Source organism: Rhodoferax sp. (assembly GCF_018780565.1).
In the GTDB taxonomy this organism is placed as follows: Bacteria; Pseudomonadota; Gammaproteobacteria; order Burkholderiales; family Burkholderiaceae_C; genus Rhodoferax.
In genome coordinates, this window is sequence record NZ_JADMJN010000011.1 from 80111 (window position 1) to 100820 (window position 20710).

Genomic DNA, 20710 nt, shown 5'->3' on the forward strand with positions numbered 1-20710 from the left:
GGAGTTGCCAGGCTTGAAAGATCATCCTGAATTGGCGAATAGTCCAACCAGCAGTGCGGGCTCATTGGAGTTCGACCATGAATGCACTGCGGATATCTGCTACGCCTGCACTGGGGTCCGGGAGAGCGGTTTCATTGGCTTTGTGGCGGAACACCCGGATGGGCTGGAAATCTCCGGTAAACCGAGGCAATTTCCTCTGGATGGTTGAGGATCAGTTCCACCAGCCGGGGTTCGAAATGTTTGCCACTTTCCGTGCGCAGATGGTCCAGGCTCTCTTTGAGAGACCACGGTGTTTTGTAGCAACTGGGGCTTACCAGGGAGTCCAACACATCTGCCACCGCTGTCAGTCGCGCAGCGAGACTGATGTTTTCACCGGTCAGGCCTTGCGGATAGCCACTGCCGTCCCACCGCTCGTGGTGTTCCAGGGCCACCGTTGCAGCCAGTTGATGGATGGTGGTCTTCGACTTGGACAGAATATCAAAACCCAGTTGGGAATGGGTTTTCATGACGGTCAATTCCGGCGCATCGAGCTTGGCGGGCTTGCTCAAGACTTGTTCTGGTATGCGGATCTTGCCGGCATCATGCAATGTCGCTGCTTGCCGGATGATTTCGACTTCGTGCTCCGGCATGCTCAGCCACTGGGCCATCAGGGCAGCGATTTCGCCAACTCGGCGACCATGGTCGCTGGAATCATTGAAGCGCCGCTCAATGGCCTCGCCAAGGATGGAGATGGTCGCCTGCTGGGTGGCTTCAATCTCCTCGCGCAAAAGGAGATGATCGTAAGTGATGGCAACGTTGGAGGCGAATAGCTCGAGCAATTCGCGGGCACTGTCGGAAATCGGCTCGAAAAACTGCATGTAAATCATGCTTTCGCTGCCGCTCTTTGTCAGGTAATAGCCCACGTAATGGCGCTCACCACAGTGACTGGTCTTTTCCGCAAGTGAGCGGTCCAGTGCCTGACGAACGTCGGGTGGCAGTCGGCTAAGGTCCTTGGTCTGCAGCAGTCCTGAAAACCCATCGGTGGCAGCCAGAATCATGATGCGCCCATTCGATGAGCAGGCGGTGAAGGCTGTCGTACGGCTTGCGCAGAGTCCCTGGCCATTGAGGTTCAGCAGGTAATGGACCTGTTCGAGAACGGCAGACGCAAAGGTTTCAAGGCTTTGTGAATCACATACCCGGGTAATCGCCTCCACCGAACGGCGCAGGCCGAGGCGGGCGCGCTCAATCCGCATCAGGTCACGATAGCCGCGCAGACCGGAATAGAAGACAGTGATGAGCTTGCGCCGTGTGAGTTCTGTTTTTTCCTTGTAGTCGTTGATGTCGTAGTCCCGGATCACCTGCTCTTCAGGTGCCTGCCCAGCCTGTCCGGTTCTCAGCACAATACGCACATTGAGGTTGCCAAGATCTTCACGGATATAGCGGGCCAGATCCAGCCCGGCCAGATCGGTTTCCATCACGACGTCCAGCAATATCAGTGCAATATCGTTTCGACCGGCCAGCAGAACCTTGGCCTCTGCTGCGCTGTAACAGTCCAGGAATTGAACGGGCCGACCATCCATTTCAAAATCGGCCATGACCAGCTTGGTGACGTCATGCACGCCTCTTTCGTCATCAACGATAAGGACTTGCCAGGGGGCTGCGTCTTCGGGGTTGACAGGGCTGCTGGGCTCATCACTAAAAACCAGGTCGTCTGACATCTTAAGCGGTCTCTCTCTTTGTCGAGATTGGATAATTTATCAGCACAGTCTAAAGTATCGGAAGGGGCAAAACAAGCCTGCAGGGATCGAATTGTGGCCCGGGCAGCGCTTTGCGATACTCTGGGTATGCAGTTGCAAGATATTCTTTATTCTCAAGGCTTTGGCACACGACGTGTCTGCGCCGGCTTGATCCAGCAAGGGCTGGTCCAGGTCTACCCATCTCCCGAGGCTCTGGAGCCTGTCAAGTGTATGCAGTCTGCTACTGAATTTGTAGCTGATGGACTGCGATTGAGGGTGCAGGGCGTTGACTGGCCCTACCATGAAAAAGCCTATGTGATGCTGCACAAACCCGTTGCAACAGAGTGTTCACAGAAGCCATCGACCTACCCCAGTATTTACACTTTGCTCCCGTCGCCACTGCGACAGCGACCCCAAAAAGGGGCGGTTCAAGGCGTGCAGGCAGTCGGACGGCTGGATCAGGACACCACAGGATTGTTGCTGCTCACCGATGACGGCAAATTCATTCATCGGATGAGCTCACCACGGCACCATGTGCCCAAGGTGTATGAGGTCACAGTCAAGCATCCGCTGGACGATACTCAGGTCAACAGGTTGCTGGCCGGCGTGGTCCTTGATGATGATCCCAAGCCAGTGCGGGCCGCAGCATGCGAGGCCATCTCAAGCCATCATTTGCGCTTGACTCTGACCGAGGGCAAATACCATCAAGTCAAGCGCATGGTGGCAGCCGTCAGCAACCGGGTGGAGGCTTTGCACCGGTCCCGGATCGGAGGCCTGCGATTGCCCGACGATCTCCTGCCGGGGCAGTGGCGCTGGCTGAGCCAGGCGGATCTGGCCAGTATCTCTGCCTGACGTCTGTCGGCGTGCGGTGGTACTCACCTGGCGTCCATCAGAAAGTCGGCAATGGCCTGTGTGGTCAGCGTGGCTTGCTCTCGGTGCGGTGAGTGCGCACATTGGGGCAGTATCAGGCGAGTGATTTGGCTTGCCGGCAACGCAATTTGCTCAATTTGAGCCAATGTTCCATACGGATCATCCTCACCCTGGATGGCCAGAACGGAGGCTTTGATGTGGGTGCACTGTTGACGGATATCGAAGGCGCGAAAGCCTGGACTGAGCCATATGTCGTTCCATTGCCAGAAGGCGCAGTCTACGTTCGCATGGTAGCGGGTCAGGCGCTGACGCAGGTCCCCGGACTCGAAGCTGATGCGCGCCTGGTCAATGGCTTGAACCGAGACATCTTCCACGATCACGTGTGGCGCTATCGCAATACAGGCAGAAACTGGATGACGGCTGGCGTAGAGCAGGGCGATGGTGCCGCCGTCGGAGTGGCCCACCAGCACCGGTTTCTCAATCGACAGCGCATGAAGCAGGGCAGGCAGGACGGTCCATGCTTCCTTGTGCATGTAGTCGGGCTGAAGCTGCCCGCCACCGCGAACATCCGGCACCGCGTCGGACTGGCCATAGCCCTGGCGTGAGTACACCCACCCCTCCCGTCCGGTGGCTTGACAAAGTGCTTGCGGCCAATCACGCCACATGGCGACCGAGCCCAGACCTTCATGCAGGAACACAAGCGGTGCCCGGTCTTTTTGCTCCGACGTGGCGCCAATGCGCAGCACCTCCAGTTTGACGCCGTTGATTTCAATCAAGTTCATGGCGCTATGGTACGAGATGGTGCACCAGGGAAAGCAGTGGATGCCCGCTACACTTGGCGCTTAACCCTAAAAGTGATTTGTTGTGACGTTTTTTGTTCGTTCCTCTGGTCGATTTGTGGCCTCTTTGTCCGCTGCTTTGACTCTGTGTTCACTTTTTCTGGCGCCCTTGGCTGCCCATGCTCAGTCCAACCCGGTCTTTGTGCTGAACTCGCTGGAGGCCAGCGTCAGTGTGATTGATCCGGTGACCTGGAAAGAAGTCAAGCGAATTCCCACCGGCAAGGAGCCGCATCACTTGTACCTCACGCCGGATGAAAAGTCCCTCATCATTGCCAATGCATTGAGCGACTCCTTGTTGTTCGTGGATCCGAAAACAGCCGAAGTACAGCGCACAGTGCGCGGCATCCTCGATCCCTACCAGCTGCGGTTTTCGCCCGATATGAAATGGTTCGTGACGGCTGCCAATCGACTGAACCATGTCGATATCTACCACTGGGATGGCACCGCGATGACACTGGCCAAGCGCATTGCCACCGGCAAGACTCCCAGCCATGTCTGGATTGACAGCAAGAGCAGCACGGTCTACGCCACCATGCAGGACAGTGACGAACTCGTGGCGATCGATCTGCTTACGCAGGCTCTGAAATGGCGTAGCAAGACCGGTGCCATGCCGGCGGACGTGTTTGGTACACCCGATGACAAGTTTCTTCTGATCGGCTTGACGGGCGGCGAAGGCGTGGAGGTGTATGACGTGACGGGCCGTGAGCCGCGACTGGTTCAAATGCTCAAGACCGGGAAGGGTGCGCACGCCTTTCGTGGCGCCGGCGACAAACGTCATGTGTTTGTGAGCAACCGGGTAGCCGACACCATCAGCAAGATTGACTATCAGACCATGACGGTGGTGGAAAGCTATCCGGCACCGAGCGGACCGGATTGCATGGACCTGTCTGCCGACGGTCGTTATATCTACGTGGCTTCACGCTGGGCCAAAAAGCTCACGGTAATTGACACTCGCACGCGTCAGGTGGTGCGTCAGGTGAAGGTTGGAAAGTCTCCCCATGGCGTCTGGACACTGGATCATGCGGCCCGCCAGTAAGTTCGCAGGACGATTCCGGTTTGCTATAGTTTTAATAGCGTCTTGCGCTTATTCCACGCTGGGAATGGCCCAGAAATCTTGTGAAAATCCGTTGTACTTGACCTTTGATACAGGCCATATGGATGTGGCACCGCTGGTGGCCGAGGTACTGAAACGGCAAGATGTCAAGGTCACTTTTTTTGCAGCCAACGAACGTACCAAGACCGGCGACGGCAGTCTGGGCAACCACTGGGCTCCCTGGTGGAAAGCGCGTGCTGCCGAGGGACATGAATTCGCCTCCCACACCTATGACCATGTCTATTGGCGCGGTGATATGCCCGGTGTCCAGCCACGGTTTCGCGTGCAGCCCTCGTCGGGCGCTTTGGAGGGGCGCGAGTTCACTTGGGATGCCAAAAAATACTGTGAACAGATCGCTTACGCCAATGAGCGTCTGTACGACTTCACCGGAAAAAAGCCTTTGCCTCTGTTTCGCGCGCCAGGAGGCAAGACCTCACCGCGTCTACTGGCAGCGGCCAAGGCCTGCGGGTTCGAGCACGTGGGTTGGTCCGCGGCAGGTTTTTTGGGGGACGAGCTGCCTAGCGAAAAATTCAGCAATGAAGCACTGTTGAAGAAGGCCTTGCGGGATATCAGGAAGGGCGACATTCTCATGGCTCATTTGGGTATCTGGTCGCGCAAGGAGCCCTGGGCGCCGACTGTTCTGGAGCCCTTGATCATGGGGCTCAAGGACAAGGGGTTTTGTTTTGCAACGCTTCGTGAGCATCCTGCTTACGCCGCGTGGCTCAAGGCAGCGGGTCAATAGTCCTGACAGGGTGGGGGCTTGTAGCGAATGGAGTTTTTAACAAACGCTTTTTCCAACGCCCAGCAGGGCTTGTTCGAGTCCTTGATCCAGCCCGCGATGTTTGCGCTGGGCATGGGGAACCTGCTGGCCGATGGCTATGACGCCACCGGCTGGTTGCTGGTGGGTTTGATCCAGTTGCTGATTCTGGCTGCCGTCATTGGACCCCTGCAGCGCTGGCGGCCAGTTGAGCTTGTGACCGATCATGCGACGGTGCGTGTCGACATGGTGTACACACTGATCCATCGACTTGGCTTGTTTCGCCTGGTTCTGTTTTTTTCGCTCACTCCTTTGTTTGACGAGCTGTTTGGAACCTTGCGGGTGGCCGGGTTCAGCACTCTGCAACTTGATGCCATGTGGCCGGGGGTAAGCGATCGGCCGCTGGTCAGCCTAGTGCTTTACTTGCTCGTCATTGATTTTCTGGACTACTGGATTCACCGGGGCCAGCATCAGTTTGGCTGGTGGTGGAAGTTGCATTCGCTGCACCACGCCCAGCGCCAGATGACGATGTGGAGCGACAACCGCAACCATTTGCTCGATGATGTCCTTCGTGACGTGATTGTGATTGTGGTGGCGCAACTCATCGGTATTGCGCCCAGCCAGTTTGTGGCCATCGTCGCATTCACGCAGTTGAGCGAAAGTTTTCAGCATGCGAATGTGCGTATCTGGTTTGGCCGGATCGGGGAGCGCTTGTGGATCAGTCCGCGTTTTCACCGGCTGCATCACAGCATCGGAATTGGCCATGAGTCGGGTGGCCGGCATACCTTGGGGGGACGCAACTTTGGTGTGTTGCTGCCTTGGTGGGACATGATGTTTGGCACCGCCAATTTTGATCTGCGTTTCGATCCCACCGGCGTGCGCGATCAGGTGGAACAGGGGCGTGACTACGGTCGGGGATTTTGGGCCCAGCAGTGGCTCGGGCTCAAGCGTCTGGCGGGGCGTGCTTGAGGCTTGAAGGTCTGAAATCCGACGGTCGCCGTCCGCTCCAGCGCTTGAAGGCCTGACGAAAATTGGCTGCGTCGGAGAACCCCAAGGCGGCCGCCACGTCGTCGGTATTGATCCGCGTGGTGCTCAGAAAGTCGACCGCAAGTCGGTGACGCACACTGTCCAGGAGTTGCTGGTACGAAGTGTTTTCTGCCATTAGTTTTCGACGCAGGGTGCGCGAGCTGATGCCCAGGTTGTGCGCCAGCCATTCAATATCCGGAAATCGCCCCGGCCGCTCCAGCAACATTGCGCACACGATGCTGGCCGTGCCTGCAGTGGGCTGTAGATCTGCCAGCAGGCGATCACAGGTTTCACGAATCAGGCTCGCCGGTATCGGATGGCTGATCGCGATGGGTTGCTCGAGCCATTTCGCGTCAAAAGAGATGTCACTCAGAGGGGCCTCAAATTGCACGGGGCAGCCGAGCAGGGTTTCGTAGATGCCCGCATGCGTTGGCGCGGGATAAGCAGCCCGGATCTCGATGGGATGGATGTCGGGGCCCATCACGTCGCGGTGCAGTGAAAGCTGGGTGCCGAACTGAATCTCGCAGGCCAGGCGGAATAACTGATTGCGCTCGCCCAGCCCGTGCAGATCCGAAAATGACCAGCAGAGATGGCTGCTGTATTCCCGGGCTTGCAGGCCCAGCAAAGGCGTGGCGAGAGCCCGGTAGCGCATGGCAAGCTGAATGGCTTCGCGCGGCGTTGGGCAAGAGAGCAGGGCATAGCCGTACAGCCCAAAGTGGTTCATTCGCAGTCGCAGTCCGGCGCGCAAGGCGAACGCCGGGTCGCTGGAGAGTTGTGCACAGCGCTCCAGCACCGTCAGCAACTGTCGCGTGGATACCCGAAAACCGGGGTCTGACATCTGTGCCGCGCTGATGCCTGTGGAGGCCAGTACCTGGTTGGCAGAGATTCCCTCGCTGCGCAACGTTGCTACCAGGGCGGTAATTTTCTGCGGCAAGTCGACGGGTCTGTCCATGCGTTCAAGTCGTTCGTGGTGGGGCGAGATGTCCGAATTTAACCTCCAAATAGTACAGCGGATGTTTCACAATCGCCAGCACAACAAGCAGCAGGAGACGCGACATGCCGATCGATCAGGTCCAACTCAACTTCAATCCACAAGCACTTCTTGCACTGAATTTCGTGCTGGCCTTCGTGATGTTCGGCGTGGCGCTGGACCTGAAAATCGCCGACTTCAAAGCGGCGCTGAAGACGCCCAAGGCACTGCTGATTGGCATGGTCAGCCATCACATCCTGTTCCCGGCGCTGACCTTTCTTTTTATTCTGGCGATCAAACCCCATCCCTCGATTGGTCTGGGTATGTTGTTGGTGTCATCCTGCCCGGCGGGTCATATTTCCAACTTCTTTACTTACCGAGCCCACGGCAATGCCGCCTTGTCGGTGTCCATCAGTACCTTGTCCACGCTCGGCGCGCTGGTCATGACCCCTATCAATGTGTCGTTTTGGGGCAGTTTGGATCCCGGCATGAAAGCAATCCTGAAGGACTTCTCGCTGGACCCTTTGCGCATGCTGGTGGAAGTGGCGATTTTGCTGGGACTGCCCTTGTTTCTGGGGCTGTTCATCTCGCATCGCTGGCCAGCACTGGCCGCGCGTGCGCTCAAGCCGATGCGTGTTTTTTCCCTGGTGGTCTTTGGCGTATTCGTGACGGGTGCGTTGCTTGCAAACTGGAAATTTTTCCTGGAATACGGCCAGTTTGTGGTGGGTGTGGTGCTGCTGCACAACGCGGGCGCCCTGGCGCTGGGCTATGGCTTTTCGAAGGCCGCAGGTCTGGCGGAGCGTGATTGCCGTGCGGTGTCGTTTGAGACCGGCATCCAGAACTCGGGCCTGGGTCTGGTCCTGATTTTCAATTTCTTTGGCGGGCTGGGTGGCATGGCCATTGTCACAGCCTGGTGGGGCGTCTGGCACATATTTGCCGGAATGGCACTGTCCACGTTCTGGATGAAACGAAACCCCGGCGTGTCCCAAACCAGCGCTGAGGTGAAATCATGAGCGGCCAGTCTGTTTTGGTGACGGGTGCGGGCGGCTATCTGGGGCGCCAGGTCATTGCCGGATTGGCCGGGTTGCGCGATGCCGGTGTCATCGCCAATGTCGTGGCACTGGATGTCCGGCCTGTGGATGCGGCCCAACGTCTGCCCGGCGTGGTCTACGCCACCAGCGACATTCGCGAGCCCGGACTGGAGGCCTTGCTGCATGAGCACGGCATCAGCACCGTGGTTCACCTCGCGTCCATCGTCACCCCTGGTAAAAACAGCGATCGCGGGTTTGAGTACAGCGTGGACGTTGGCGGCACACAGCGTGTGCTTGACGCCTGTTTGGCCAGTGCGGTGTCACACCTCATTGTGTCCAGCAGCGGCGCCGCCTACGGGTATCACGCCGACAACGCGCCATGGCTGCGCGAGACCGATCCGATTCGTGGCAACCAGGTGTTTGCCTATTCGTGGCACAAGCGGCTGGTTGAGGAGATGCTGGCGAAGGCCCGGCTGGATCACCCTGAACTCAAGCAGACGATCTTTCGCATTGGCACCATCCTGGGTGACTCGGTCCGCAACCAGATTACCGATCTGTTTGAGAAGCCAAGGCTGATTGGCATTGCAGGGTCTGACAGTCCATTTGTCTTTATCTGGGATCAGGATGTGGTGGGTGCCATCCTGATGGCCGCTGAAACGGGCAAGGAAGGGATTTACAACGTGGCGGGCGATGGCGCACTCACACTGCATGAGATTGCAGGGCGCATGGGCAAGCGTGTGGTGGCCTTGCCGGCCCCGGTGGTGAGAAGTGCTCTTTGGGTGTTGAAGAAGCTGGGACTCACGCAGTACGGCCCCGAACAGATTGACTTTTTACGCTACCGGCCAGTGCTGGATAACAAGTGCCTGAAAAACCAGTTTGGCTACACGCCGCGCATGTCGTCCTCGCAAGTTTTTGATTTCTATCGCAACGCACGCAACAAACGTGGGTGATCACCCAAGCCGCGGAGTCCCAGCATGATTGTTTTCAATTCTTCCTTTCTTCGTCTCGCCCTCCTTGCCGCATGGCTGGGTTCGACCATGGCGGGTGCGGTCACGCTCACCCTCACTGGCAGCGATGGCAAGCCCTTGCCTACGGTGATGGTGACCCAGACGCTGACTCAGGCGGCGAAAGCGGACGATTCCGATGGGGGCTACGCCAGACCCGGCACACCGCAGCGGTCCGACGTGCAGGTGACGCGGTTTACCGACCAGTGGGGGCGTGTGGAGCTGGCGGATCGTGGTGCCGAGGTGAAATACCGGTTTCGCAAGCCAGGCTTTCAGGATCGCAGCCTCACTGTGCCTGCAGGGCTAAGAACGGCAGCAATTGCAATGACGGTCGAGACCGACCCGGTCAAGCTCAATGCCGCCAAGCCGTCCAATGCCTGGCTGGGCGCGCTGGACGTGGGAAGCGTTGCGGACAGAAAGCAGTTTGCATTGCAGTGCGGGTTCTGTCATCAGCAAGGGTCGGAGCCCATGCGGCGTGAGCGGTCCGAGGTCGAGTGGAAAGAGGCCATTGATCGCATGGTTCGCTACGGCTCGCGCCTGCCCACTGATCTGCAAAAGAGTCTACCGGCCAGACTGGAGAGCAGTTGGCGCGAGCTGCGCCAGAATCCGGCCAAGGTGCCGGAAAGTACACCCTGGGCAGCCGCACTGTCGCAGGCCACGATTCAGGAATGGCCGTTGGGCGATGCCATGTCGCAGTTGCATGACATGCTGCTGGCCCGCAATGGTCTGCTGTATCTGGCCGACAACATCCAGGACCGGATCTATGAGATTCAACCGTCCACCGGTGCCTATACGGTTTACAAGATTCCCCACTTGCCGGGCGATGCGCCGGGCGGCCTTTTGGCAGCCCGACTCAAAACCTTTCCGCGCCATGACAGTACCTCCAATGCGCACTCGCTGGCCGAATCGCCGCGTGACGGGCATATCTTCATCACACCCTCGGCCCAGCGCCGGCTGGTGGAGTTCAATCCAGATACCAAAGCCTTCACCCTGCACAGCATGGAGGAGGGTTTTTACCCGCACACGATCCGGGTGGATGCCCAGGACCGTGTCTGGTTCACGCTGGCCTTGAGCAATCAGGTGGCCATGTTTGACCGCAGTGCCCAAAAATTCACCCTCTACGATTTGCCAGCACGTGGCCTGAAGGAGCGGCTGATCACGCGCTACATCGGCACCTTGTTCAAACTCATGAGCTGGGGCTTGCCCTTGTCCAGCTGGTTGCCGATTGACCGGGAGTCCAGCGGTACGCCCTTGCCGTATGGGATCGACATTACGCCGGATGGCAGGGTGTGGTTCGCCCGCTTGCACACCGACGAGATCGGCTACATCAATCCGAACACGGGCAAGGTCACCATGATCGCCACCCCCTTCAAGGGACCGCGCCGCTTGCGCACAGATCAGGAAGGCAATCTGTGGATCGTGGCATTTGCAGAATCCAGACTGGCGCGCTACACCCCATCCAGTGGCAAGTTTGATTTGTTTGATTTGCCAGTCCGTCCCCTGGGAAGCGACACGCCTTATTCACTGAATGTGGACAAGAAGCGCCAGGTGGTCTGGGTCAATGGGAACCAGTCCGATATGCTGCATGCCCTGGATGTGGGAACACTCAGCTGGCGCAGCTATCCCTTGCCGCACCGCGTCAGCTTCACGCGTGATATTGAAGTGGCAGCCGATGGATCGGTCTACACATCGAATGCGAATTTTCCGAGCTGGCATACGGAAAATGCCGAGCCTACCCTGATGCGGGTGATGCCCAAGTGAGCGCCGGCCAAACGGGAATTCGCCCCCCGCAATTGATCCTGTTCTTCACTTCCTGCCTGCTTTCCTTCACCGGCGGGCACATGGTGAACTATTCGGTCATCATTTACGCTCAGGAAGTGCTGGGTTCCGATGTGCTGTCGGGTCTGGGGTTTGCCTTGTGCTTTGGTCCGCCACTGGTCCTGGGCTGGTACGCGGGTGTTTTGTGTGACCGACTCGCACCCACTCGAATCATTCATGTCGGGCAGTTTTCCCTGCTGGCTTCCGCCGTGGTACTGGCATTGGGGCATTGGCTGGTTGAGGGACCCGCGTTGCGTGTCGCTTCCGTTTTGGCTGCAGCGTTGATGGCTGGCGTGGGCTGGTCGTTTGTAGCGCCTGCGCGCATGACCGCGCTGGCGCAAATTGTGACACCTCAGAAGCTGCCGCGGGCGGCCCTGGTGCTGAATCTGCTGGTCATGACCGGCTTTGGTCTGGGACCCATGGCAATCTCCGTGCTGCGCATTGCAGGTGGCTGGCCCACGGTGTTTCTGGTGATGGCTGTTTTGTTTGTCCTGTCTTCCCTGTGTCTGCTTGCGGTTCCATCGGCGGCCAGTCACAAGCCGCATCGGCCTGTGCTTGATGAAGTGTTTGAGGGTTTGCGGGCTGTGTACGCGTCACCGCTGCTATCCCAGTTGCTGTTGGCGGCCATCTTCGGCTACCTGATGATGGGCCCTATGCAGGTGATGTTGCCCAAGTTTGCTCGTCAGGTGCTGGCCTTGCCGGAGTTTGCCCGTGGGGCATTTTTGGGTGCGCTGGCCCCTGCTCTGATTGTTGGCGGCGTGCTGGCCATGCTGGTGGCGCGGCGCCTGGCCAATGGACCTGCGATTTTCGCTGCTACCTTGTTCGCCGGTCTGTGCTTTGGCGCGATTGGTCTGACGCAAAGTCCGTCCCTGGCCACATTTTTCCTGGTGCTGGCGGGTACATCGGGTGGCATGGGGATCAGCCTGATTGTGGCGAGCATTCAGGCACAGGCCCAGGACAGCGTGCGGGGCCGCGTGCTGGCCATGTACACCATCATTTCACAGGTTGTGCCTGCGGCATCCGGGTTGGTGTCTGGCGTGCTGGTCTACTGGATGGGCGCGGCCCAGGCCATTGCAGTGACCGGCGTTGCCATTGCCACGCTGGCGCTGGTGAACGCCGGGTGGATGCATGCCCTGCGACGCTACCGCGGTGTGGCTGCGGCACAATCAGGCCATGAACCTGCTCCTTGACTCTTTCTGGCGTGCGGTCGCCTACTGCTTGCGGCCGCGTGTCATCGCATTGTCCTTCCTGCCCCTGATTCTGATGGTGGCCATGGCGCTGGGGCTGGGGTATTTCTACTGGGAAAGTGCATTGGACTGGGTACGCGGTGCACTGGAGGCCTCCACCGTCGTCAACAGTGTGTGGGAATGGCTGCAGAGTGTTGGCGCGGGCAGCCTGAAAATGGTGTTGGCGCCCCTTATCGTGATTTTTGCGATAACGCCGGTTATTGTGGTGCTATCGCTGCTGATGGTGGCCATTCTGATGACGCCAGCCCTGACCTCGCTGGTGGCTGAGCGGCGTTTCCCCCAGTTGGAACGCAAACGCGGCGGTTCTCTGGCAGCCAGCCTGCTGTGGTCCCTGGGATCGACCCTCCTGGCCTTGATTGCCATATTCATTTCAATTCCACTGTGGCTCATACCCCCTTTGATTCTGGTGCTGCCGCCCCTGATCTGGGGTTGGCTCACCTACCGTGTCATGGCGTTTGATGCCCTGGCTGAACATGCCAGTGCGCAGGAACGGCGGGAGATTTTCAAAAGGCATCGGGGGTGGTTGCTGGGTATTGGTGTCTTTTCCGGCTACCTGGGGGCGGCGCCCAGCCTGATATGGGCTTCTGGGGCCATGCTGGTGGCCATGGCGCCCATCCTGGTGCCGCTGGCAATATGGATCTACACGCTGGTATTTGCGTTTTCTTCACTGTGGTTCGCGCACTATTGCCTGGCCGCCCTGCAGGCGTTGCGGGCGGAGACATCCCCGGTCGTCCCCATGCCGGCGGAGCCGATTTCCGCAGAAGCGGTAGCATTGGCGAATGACACACATCCAGACATCCACAAGCCCGGTTAATGCAGCCCCCCGTTTCGGTCTGATCATCGTCGGGGATGAAATTTTGTCGGGCAAACGCGCCGACAAGCACATGCCCAAAGTGATCGAGTTACTCAACGCGCGTGGTCTGCAGCTTGATTACGCCGACTATGTGGGTGACTCGCGGGACCGAATCACGGCCACCTTGAAGCGGGCCTTCGCCTCGGGCGATATCGTTTTTTCCTGTGGCGGCATTGGCGCCACACCGGACGACCATACGCGGCAATGTGCCGGCCTGGCTTTGGGGCGGGACTTGGCCTTGCATCCCGAGGCTGAAGCCCTGATTCGCCAGCGCATGCAGGAATTGGCCAGGGAGATGGGGCAGGTCTACGAGGCAGACCGGCCCGACAATATTCACAGGCTGAACATGGGCATGTTTCCGACCGGGGCACAGATTGTTCCCAATCCGTTCAACAAAATCCCGGGCTTTACCTGTGGCACGGTTCATTTTGTGCCGGGCTTTCCGGTTATGGCCTGGCCCATGATCGAATGGGTGCTGGATACGCTCTACCCACACCTGCACCGCACTTCTGCCTGGATCGAACAATCCGTGATTGTGTTTGGTGCCATGGAGGCGGCGCTGACACCTTTGATGGAGGAGCTTGAGCGCAGCCACGAGGGTGTGAAGGTTTTCAGCCTGCCCAGTGTGGATCACCCGCAATATGGTCGCCATATCGAACTGGGCGTCAAAGGGGCGCCGAATGTGGTGGCGCAAGCCTATCCTGCCCTCTTGGCAGGCCTTCAAGGCTTTGATGTCAAGCTAGGCCCTGAATTGGTGCGAAAATAGTTGCACAGTTTCGGTGCAAATTTAATTGGCACTATTTTGGTGCTCAAATTTTCTTGCTCGGTCAGTCATGTTCCTGCCTGTCATGGCCTCATGCAGCCCAATCTCAGGGCAAAATACGGAGTTAGGCGGATTTTGCCAGTCGTTGCGGTTGGCACAAAAACTGCATTCGCCGATATGTAACTTTTCAACAACGATCCAACCAGGAGTATTTGATGGCCAAGACCGTCGCAGACGTGATGAAGATGGTGAAGGAAAACGAAGTCAAGTTTGTCGACTTCCGCTTCACCGATACCCGTGGCAAAGAGCAGCACGTGACTGTGCCCGTTTCCCACTTTGATGAAGACAAGTTCACATCGGGCCATGCGTTTGACGGCTCATCCATCGCTGGTTGGAAGGGCATTGAAGCCTCGGACATGCAGCTGATGCCCGATCCCAACACCGCCAACATCGATCCTTTCTTTGAAGAAACCACGATGTTCATGAGCTGCGACGTGGTTGAACCTGCTGACGGCAAAGCCTACGATCGCGACCCGCGCTCCATCGCCAAACGCGCAGAAGCCTACCTCAAGGCCTCCGGCATGGGCGATACAGCCTTCTTCGGTCCCGAGCCAGAATTCTTCATTTTTGATGACGTGCGCTGGAACACCGACATGTCCGGTACCTTCTTCAAGATCGACGAGGGCGAAGCACCCTGGAATTCGGGCAAGAAGATGGATGGCGGCAACAAAGGCCACCGTCCCACGGTCAAGGGCGGCTATTTTCCAGTTCCTCCCGTTGACAGCACGCAAGACATGCGCGCTGAAATGTCCCTGATTCTTGAATCCCTGGGCATTCCGGTTGAAGTGTTCCACCACGAAGTGGCTGGCGCTGGTCAGAACGAAATCGGTACCCGTTTCAGCACGCTGGTAGAGCGCGCCGACTGGACACAGACACTCAAGTATGTGGTTCAAAACGTGGCCCATGCCTATGGCAAGACGGCTACTTTCATGCCCAAACCCATCGTTGGCGACAACGGCTCCGGCATGCACGTGCACCAGTCCATCTGGAAAGACGGGAAAAACCTGTTTGCTGGTGACGGCTATGCAGGCTTGTCTGATTTCGCCCTGTACTACGTGGGCGGCATCATCAAGCACGCTCGTGCCCTGAATGCCATCACCAATCCCGGCACCAACAGCTACAAGCGCCTGGTTCCTGGTTACGAAGCGCCTGTGAAATTGGCTTATTCCGCCAAGAACCGTTCTGCCTCCATTCGTATTCCTTTTGTGGCGAACCCCAAGGCACGCCGCATTGAGGCACGTTTCCCGGATCCATTGATGAACCCCTACCTGGGCTTTGCTGCCTTGATGATGGCCGGTCTCGATGGCGTGGAAAACAAGATTCATCCCGGTGAAGCAGCGACCAAGGATCTCTACCATCTGCCTCCTGAGGAAGATGCATTGATCCCGACCGTTTGCCATAGCCTGGATCAGGCGCTGGACTGCCTCAACGCAGACCGTAGCTTCCTGACCAAGGGCGGCGTGTTCACGGACGCCATGCTGGATGCCTACATTGAATTGAAAATGGGCGAAGTCACACGCTTGCGTATGGCCACTCACCCCATCGAATTCGATATGTACTATTCTCTGTAATTCGTTACAGTTTGTGGCAAAAAAGGACGGCAATGCCCGTCCTTTTTTTATTGGATAAGTCTTGAAATTATTGAACAAGCGTGCAATTGGCGCATACTGGTAACTTGATCCGTTTCATCGTGGGTATGTGGAAATCGTATGAAATATGCTTTATTGATACCGTTGGCTGCTACTTTGTTTGTAGCAACCAGTTATTCGCAGGAACGCATTTACCGGTGCGGCAACGAATACACCAATACCGTTTCCGAAGCGCAGGCGAAAAACTGCAAACTGGTGTCGGGTGGCAACGTCACTGTGGTGCCGGCGCCCAAGCCCAGCGCTGGCCGAACTGCGGCAGCAACCCAGCCTGGACAGCGTGTTGACGCGGGTGACCAGAAGTCGCGCGACTCCGATGCGCGCCAGATTCTGGAGTCCGAGCTCAAAAAGGCAGAGGCGCGTCAGGCCGAGTTGCTCAAGGAATACAACAATGGCGAGCCCGAGAAGCAGGGTGGCGAGGCGCGCAACCACCAGAAGTATCTGGACCGCGTTGCCGAGCTCAAGGCCAGCATTGCGCGAAATGAAAGTGATATTGCCGGCATTCGCCGTGAACTCGGACGTGCGCCGGCAGCGTCTGCGGCAAAATAGGCGACTTGAAAAAGTCCAATCAACCCACAAGCCCCTCACCCGCTGTTTCGGCGGCTGTGCGTTTTCAATCCTTTGACTTGCTGGCGACACTGGTCGCTGTGGTGCAGAGCGACGGCGCGGTGTTGTTTGCCAATGCTGCACTGGAAGATGCACTGGGCATTTCGCGCCGGGCCATTGTGGGGTCTCAATTTCCCGACAGTTTTACCGAACCAGGTCATCTGCAAAAGGCACTCCAGGGTGCAGGCGGCAATGAATTCGCGGCCCTGCGGTACGACGCCTGGCTCAAGCGCCTGAATCACGATGCGCTGCCCGTGCATGTGATCGTGACGCAAACGGAGAGGCTTGATGAAATCATTGTGGAGTTGTTGCCCTTGGAGCAGCAGGCCCGCCAGGACCGTGAAGAGCGCTTGGCAGAGCAGGCCCAGACCAACAAGGAGCTGATTCGCAATCTGGCCCATGAAATCAAGAATCCGCTGGGTGGCATCCGTGGGGCGGCCCAGCTGCTTGAGATGGAAATTGAATCCCGCGAACTGAAAGAGTACACACAAGTCATCATCCATGAGGCCGATCGCCTGCAAACCTTGGTGGACCGCTTGCTGGCACCCCACAGGCGGCCTCACCTGGTTGGTGATGTGAATGTTCATGAAGTGTGCGAGCGGGTGCGCTCCTTGATACTGGCCGAGTTTCCCAAGGGCCTCAAAGTGGTGCGTGACTATGACATTTCGATCCCCGAGTTCCGGGGCGACCGCGAGCAGCTCATCCAGACGGTACTCAATATTGCCCACAATGCCTGCCAGGCACTGACAGAACAGATCGCCGACGGTGATGCATGCCTGACTTTTCGCACGCGAATCGCACGGCAGACCACATTTGGCAAGCAACGCTACCGGTTGGCACTGGAATTGCATGTCATTGACAACGGGCCTGGTGTACCAGACTCGATCAAGGACCGAATTTTCTATCCGCTGGTGTCAGGGCGTGAAGGGGGTTCGGGGCTGGGGCTGACATTGGCACAAACCTTTGTGCAGCAGCACCACGGTTTGATCGAATGTGACAGCGTCCCGGGCCACACGGATTTCAAGATATTGATTCCGCTACCTTAACAAATGACCTGAGGTGACAACAAGATATGAAGCCGATTTGGATCGTAGATGATGACCAGTCCATCCGCTTCGTACTGGAGAAGGCGCTGTTGCGTGAAAACCTGCCCACCCGCAGTTTTACCAATCCGCGTGATGTGTTGACTGCACTGGAGGTTGCGAACGACGAAAACGGCCCGCAAATACTGGTCAGTGATATCCGCATGCCGGGGGGATCGGGTCTGGATTTGCTGGAGAAGGTCAAAGCCAAATACCCGGGTTTGCCGGTGATCATCATGACCGCGTATTCCGACCTGGACAGCGCAGTGTCGGCGTTTCAGGGCGGTGCATTCGAATACCTCCCCAAACCCTTTGATTTGCCCAAGGCGGTCGAGCTCATTCGCCGTGCCGTCGAAGAAAGTCAGCGCGAGGAGGTGGCGGAAGAGCGCATGACCGATACGCCGGAGATGCTGGGCCAGGCGCCCGCGATGCAGGACGTGTTTCGTGCCATTGGCCGTTTGAGCCAGAGCAATGTCACGGTCATGATCACTGGCGAGTCGGGTTCAGGCAAGGAGTTGGTTGCTCGTGCCTTGCACAAGCATTCACCACGTGCCAACGGCCCCTTTGTGGCCATCAATACTGCGGCGATTCCCAAAGACTTGCTGGAGTCAGAGCTTTTCGGCCATGAACGCGGGGCCTTCACCGGTGCGCAAAGCATGCGCCGGGGCCGCTTTGAGCAGGCAGATGGTGGCACGCTGTTTCTCGATGAAATTGGCGACATGCCGTTTGACCTGCAGACCCGCCTGTTGCGTGTGCTCAGCGATGGTCACTTCTATCGGGTTGGTGGTCACAGCGCGGTGAAAACGAATGTGCGTGTGATTGCCGCCACGCATCAGAACCTGGAGCAACGTGTCAAGGACGGTGCGTTCCGCGAGGATTTGTTTCACCGGCTCAACGTCATCCGCCTGCGTTTGCCAGCGCTGCGTGAGCGCAAGGAAGACGTGCCGATGCTGACGCGCCACTTTCTTCAGCAAAGCGCCAAGCAGTTGGGTGTGGAGCCGAAAAGAATTTCGGACGCCGCATTGTCCTGGTTGGGTAATTTTGGTTTTCCCGGAAATGTGCGGCAATTGGAGAACATCTGCCACTGGGTGACGGTGATGGCTCCTACCCAGGTAATCGAGCCGAAGGATTTGCCACCCGAGGTGGGTGTCACCACCAAGGATTCGGGCGGAACCAGCGCTGCGTCGCTTGCATCTGAGGATGTGGTGACACCACCGGCCTCTCTGGAGCCCGGCTTTTCTGCGGTGGATCAGGCCGTTGCACCCGTGGTGCCGATTGCGCTTGCCCCATTCAGCGATAGCGGCTGGGAGTTGGGTCTGGAGGCCGACGCCATCGCTTTGCTGGCGACGGGTCGCACCGATGTGTGGGATGAATTGACGCGCCGGTTTGAGTCGCGTCTGATTCTCACCGCTTTAGCGGCTACCCGTGGCCGACGTATTGAGGCAGCTCAAAAGCTAGGCATTGGTCGTAACACCATTACACGCAAGATCCAGGAACTGGGCCTTGAGTAAGTGCGCTCAGGCACCTAGTCGTTGGCAAGCTCCACGATGACCGGTGCGTGATCGCTGGGGCGTTCATTCTTGCGCGGAGCCTTGTCGATCACGCAGCTTTTCACCAGAGGCTTCAATGTGTTGCTGACCAGAATGTGGTCAATGCGAAGTCCGCGGTTGCGCGGAAAAGCAAAGTTGCGGTAGTCCCACCAGGAGTAGCTTTTCTCTGCTTGCGGGAACAGGCGGTAGGCGTCGTGCAGACCCAGCGCAATGAGCGCGCGCAGGTGATAGCGCTCCTCTTCGGTGCAGTGAATCGTGTCTTTCAGACCCACCGGGTCCCACACGTCGGCGTCATCGAAGGTGATGTTGTAGTCGCCCAAAAGCACCAGCTTGGGGTTCCTGGCGAGTTCTTCGCGAAGCCATTCCCGCAATCCCTTTAGCCAACTCATCTTGTATTCAAACTTGTCGCTGCCGGGCTCCTGGCCATTTGGAAAATAACCGCCAATGACCCGTACATCACCCACGGTGGCGCTGATGAGGCGGGCCATGTCATCCGAGAAGCCGGGGATATTGCGGACGACATCCGTCGCGGGTGAACGGGACAAGAGGGCGACGCCGTTATAGGTTTTTTGTCCGAAGCATTGGGCGTGGTAGCCTGCCTGTGTGAAGGCGTCAAATGGGAACTTGTCGTCCGTCATTTTCAGCTCCTGCAGTACCAGCACTTCCACCGGGTTGGCAGTAAGCCAGGCCAGCACTTGCGGCAGGCGCACGGTAAGGGAGTTCACGTTCCAGGTGGCAATTCTCATATCGCAATTACACTTTCAGCAGCTTTTCCAGGTGGGCACGGCCATCGGGGCTGGCCATCAGGACCAGGGCGGCACCGGCTTTGACCATATGTTCATCGGCAGGATTGAATACCCACTTGCCATGCTCATGGGTCGCCATGAGAATATATTCTTTTGACTTTGGAACCAGTTCACTCACTGCAGTGGGTGGAAAGTTGGGAGGCAAAATCACTTCTTCCACGCGCAGCCCCTCATCGCTGCGAAGCATCTGGTCCATGAAGTTGACGGCATGCGGACGCACCATGGCAGAGACAATGCGCATGCCGCCCGTGAAGTCTGGCGAAACGATTTCATCGGCCCCGGCCCGGTGTGCTTTTTTGGCGTTACGGATATCGTGCAGGCGGGCCACCACACGCGACTGGGGATGGAGCAGCTTGACGGACATGGAAATCACCAGGTTGTGGCTGTCGTCCCCGGTGACCGCAAACACGCCGGCTGCACCCATCACCCCTGCCGTACGCAGCGCATCATCGTCAGCCGCATCTTCGTGAAGGTGGAGCGTTTCGGGGTGATGCTCCAGCCATCGGTCCAGTGCCTGGCGATTGCTTTCGATGACGACCAGGTTGCGCTTGGTCTTGATCAGTTCATTTGCCACGTTGGTGCCGACCCGACCAATGCCACACACGATGTAGTGACCGGACAGCTTTGCAATTTCTTTTTCCATACGTTTCTTTCTCAGCGCGACATTGAGATCCGATTCGAGCAACAGGGCAACAAAAGTAGAAAACATGTAGCTCATCGTGCCGATGCCAATCACGGCAATGAACACGGTGAACAGGCGCCCCATCGGATGGGTGCTCAAGTCAACGGTTTCGCCATAGCCAATGGTGGCCACGGTGATGAATGTCATGTAGAAGCTGTCGATCCAGGTCGCCGAAGGCCGACCGAGATACATGTAGCCCAAGGTGCCAGTCAGATGAACGAGCAGCAAGAGGCCGGCACCATAGCGCAGCCCGGAAAAGCGCGTGCCCTGCAGGACCTTTTTCACAGAATGC

General features: G+C 57.8%; 19 protein-coding genes. 14 read left to right on the top strand and 5 right to left on the bottom strand.

Annotated features, from left to right (window positions below; genetic code table 11):
• Nucleotides 1–131: 131 nt before the first annotated feature.
• Nucleotides 132–1697: a DUF3369 domain-containing protein gene (locus IV109_RS15995; protein WP_296698782.1), complete on the bottom strand. Its 1566-nt coding sequence runs from the start codon at nt 1695–1697 to the stop codon at nt 132–134.
• 126 nt (nt 1698–1823) lie between these two features.
• Between IV109_RS15995 and IV109_RS16000 the strand changes: the two genes are divergently transcribed.
• Entirely contained in the window at nt 1824–2567 is a 744-nt protein-coding gene (locus IV109_RS16000) for a 16S rRNA pseudouridine(516) synthase (RefSeq protein WP_296698787.1), read from the top strand.
• 23 nt (nt 2568–2590) lie between these two features.
• On the opposite strand, the gene IV109_RS16005 is transcribed toward IV109_RS16000, so the two are convergent.
• Nucleotides 2591–3367 carry an alpha/beta hydrolase gene (locus IV109_RS16005; protein WP_296698792.1) on the bottom strand — a complete coding sequence of 259 codons (777 nt, stop codon included), beginning with the start codon at nt 3365–3367 and terminating at the stop codon, nt 2591–2593.
• A 157-nt stretch (nt 3368–3524) separates the two neighbouring features.
• On the opposite strand from IV109_RS16005, the gene IV109_RS16010 reads away from it, so the two are divergent.
• The 3 genes from IV109_RS16010 to IV109_RS16020 all read left to right on the top strand — a co-directional run bounded on the left by IV109_RS16010 (nt 3525) and on the right by IV109_RS16020 (nt 6243).
• Nucleotides 3525–4460: a YncE family protein gene (locus tag IV109_RS16010; RefSeq protein WP_366834248.1), complete on the top strand. Its 936-nt coding sequence runs from the start codon at nt 3525–3527 to the stop codon at nt 4458–4460.
• Between the two features lie 64 nt (nt 4461–4524).
• Nucleotides 4525–5259 (top strand): polysaccharide deacetylase family protein, encoded by a 735-nt coding sequence (locus IV109_RS16015; RefSeq protein ID WP_296698794.1) that lies wholly within the window; start codon nt 4525–4527, stop codon nt 5257–5259.
• 27 nt (nt 5260–5286) lie between these two features.
• Entirely contained in the window at nt 5287–6243 is a 957-nt protein-coding gene (locus tag IV109_RS16020) for a sterol desaturase family protein (RefSeq protein ID WP_296698797.1), read from the top strand.
• Here IV109_RS16020 and IV109_RS16025 read toward each other — a convergent pair.
• Nucleotides 6218–7252, bottom strand: coding sequence for an AraC family transcriptional regulator (locus tag IV109_RS16025; protein ID WP_296698800.1), 1035 nt, complete (start codon nt 7250–7252; stop codon nt 6218–6220). The two genes, IV109_RS16020 and IV109_RS16025, sit on opposite strands and share 26 nt — an antisense overlap.
• Before the next feature lie 104 nt (nt 7253–7356).
• On the opposite strand from IV109_RS16025, the gene IV109_RS16030 reads away from it, so the two are divergent.
• From IV109_RS16030 to ntrC, 10 genes are all read left to right on the top strand, one after another.
• Nucleotides 7357–8283 carry a bile acid:sodium symporter family protein gene (locus IV109_RS16030; RefSeq protein WP_296698803.1) on the top strand — a complete coding sequence of 309 codons (927 nt, stop codon included), beginning with the start codon at nt 7357–7359 and terminating at the stop codon, nt 8281–8283.
• Complete coding sequence (locus IV109_RS16035) at nt 8280–9251, top strand: SDR family oxidoreductase (RefSeq protein ID WP_296698808.1); 972 nt, start codon at nt 8280–8282, stop codon at nt 9249–9251. The genes IV109_RS16030 and IV109_RS16035 overlap by 4 nt, the downstream gene beginning before the upstream one ends.
• A gap of 24 nt (nt 9252–9275) precedes the next feature.
• Entirely contained in the window at nt 9276–11066 is a 1791-nt protein-coding gene (locus IV109_RS16040; RefSeq protein ID WP_296698811.1) for a hypothetical protein, read from the top strand.
• Entirely contained in the window at nt 11063–12313 is a 1251-nt protein-coding gene (locus tag IV109_RS16045; protein ID WP_296698815.1) for an MFS transporter, read from the top strand. The genes IV109_RS16040 and IV109_RS16045 overlap by 4 nt, the downstream gene beginning before the upstream one ends.
• Nucleotides 12297–13184, top strand: coding sequence for an EI24 domain-containing protein (locus IV109_RS16050; RefSeq protein WP_296698820.1), 888 nt, complete (start codon nt 12297–12299; stop codon nt 13182–13184). The genes IV109_RS16045 and IV109_RS16050 overlap by 17 nt, the downstream gene beginning before the upstream one ends.
• The gene (locus tag IV109_RS16055; protein WP_296698827.1) at nt 13150–13989 is read left to right on the top strand and encodes a molybdopterin-binding protein; all 840 of its coding nucleotides are present in this window, start codon (nt 13150–13152) and stop codon (nt 13987–13989) included. Before IV109_RS16050 ends, IV109_RS16055 begins: the two co-directional genes overlap by 35 nt.
• Before the next feature lie 212 nt (nt 13990–14201).
• On the top strand, nt 14202–15617 hold the full coding sequence (gene glnA / locus IV109_RS16060; RefSeq protein ID WP_296698830.1) for a type I glutamate--ammonia ligase: 1416 nt from the start codon (nt 14202–14204) through the stop codon (nt 15615–15617).
• Nucleotides 15618–15755: 138 nt separating this feature from the next.
• Nucleotides 15756–16241 carry a hypothetical protein gene (locus IV109_RS16065; RefSeq protein ID WP_296698835.1) on the top strand — a complete coding sequence of 162 codons (486 nt, stop codon included), beginning with the start codon at nt 15756–15758 and terminating at the stop codon, nt 16239–16241.
• 5 nt (nt 16242–16246) lie between these two features.
• Nucleotides 16247–17344 carry a nitrogen regulation protein NR(II) gene (glnL, locus tag IV109_RS16070; RefSeq protein ID WP_296698838.1) on the top strand — a complete coding sequence of 366 codons (1098 nt, stop codon included), beginning with the start codon at nt 16247–16249 and terminating at the stop codon, nt 17342–17344.
• 26 nt (nt 17345–17370) lie between these two features.
• Complete coding sequence (gene ntrC, locus IV109_RS16075) at nt 17371–18891, top strand: nitrogen regulation protein NR(I) (protein ID WP_296698841.1); 1521 nt, start codon at nt 17371–17373, stop codon at nt 18889–18891.
• Between the two features lie 14 nt (nt 18892–18905).
• Here ntrC and xth read toward each other — a convergent pair whose 3' ends face one another.
• On the bottom strand, nt 18906–19676 hold the full coding sequence (xth, locus tag IV109_RS16080; RefSeq protein ID WP_296698844.1) for an exodeoxyribonuclease III: 771 nt from the start codon (nt 19674–19676) through the stop codon (nt 18906–18908).
• A 7-nt stretch (nt 19677–19683) separates the two neighbouring features.
• The gene (locus tag IV109_RS16085; protein ID WP_296698847.1) at nt 19684–20703 is read right to left on the bottom strand and encodes a TrkA family potassium uptake protein; all 1020 of its coding nucleotides are present in this window, start codon (nt 20701–20703) and stop codon (nt 19684–19686) included.
• Between the last annotated feature and the right edge of the window lie 7 nt (nt 20704–20710).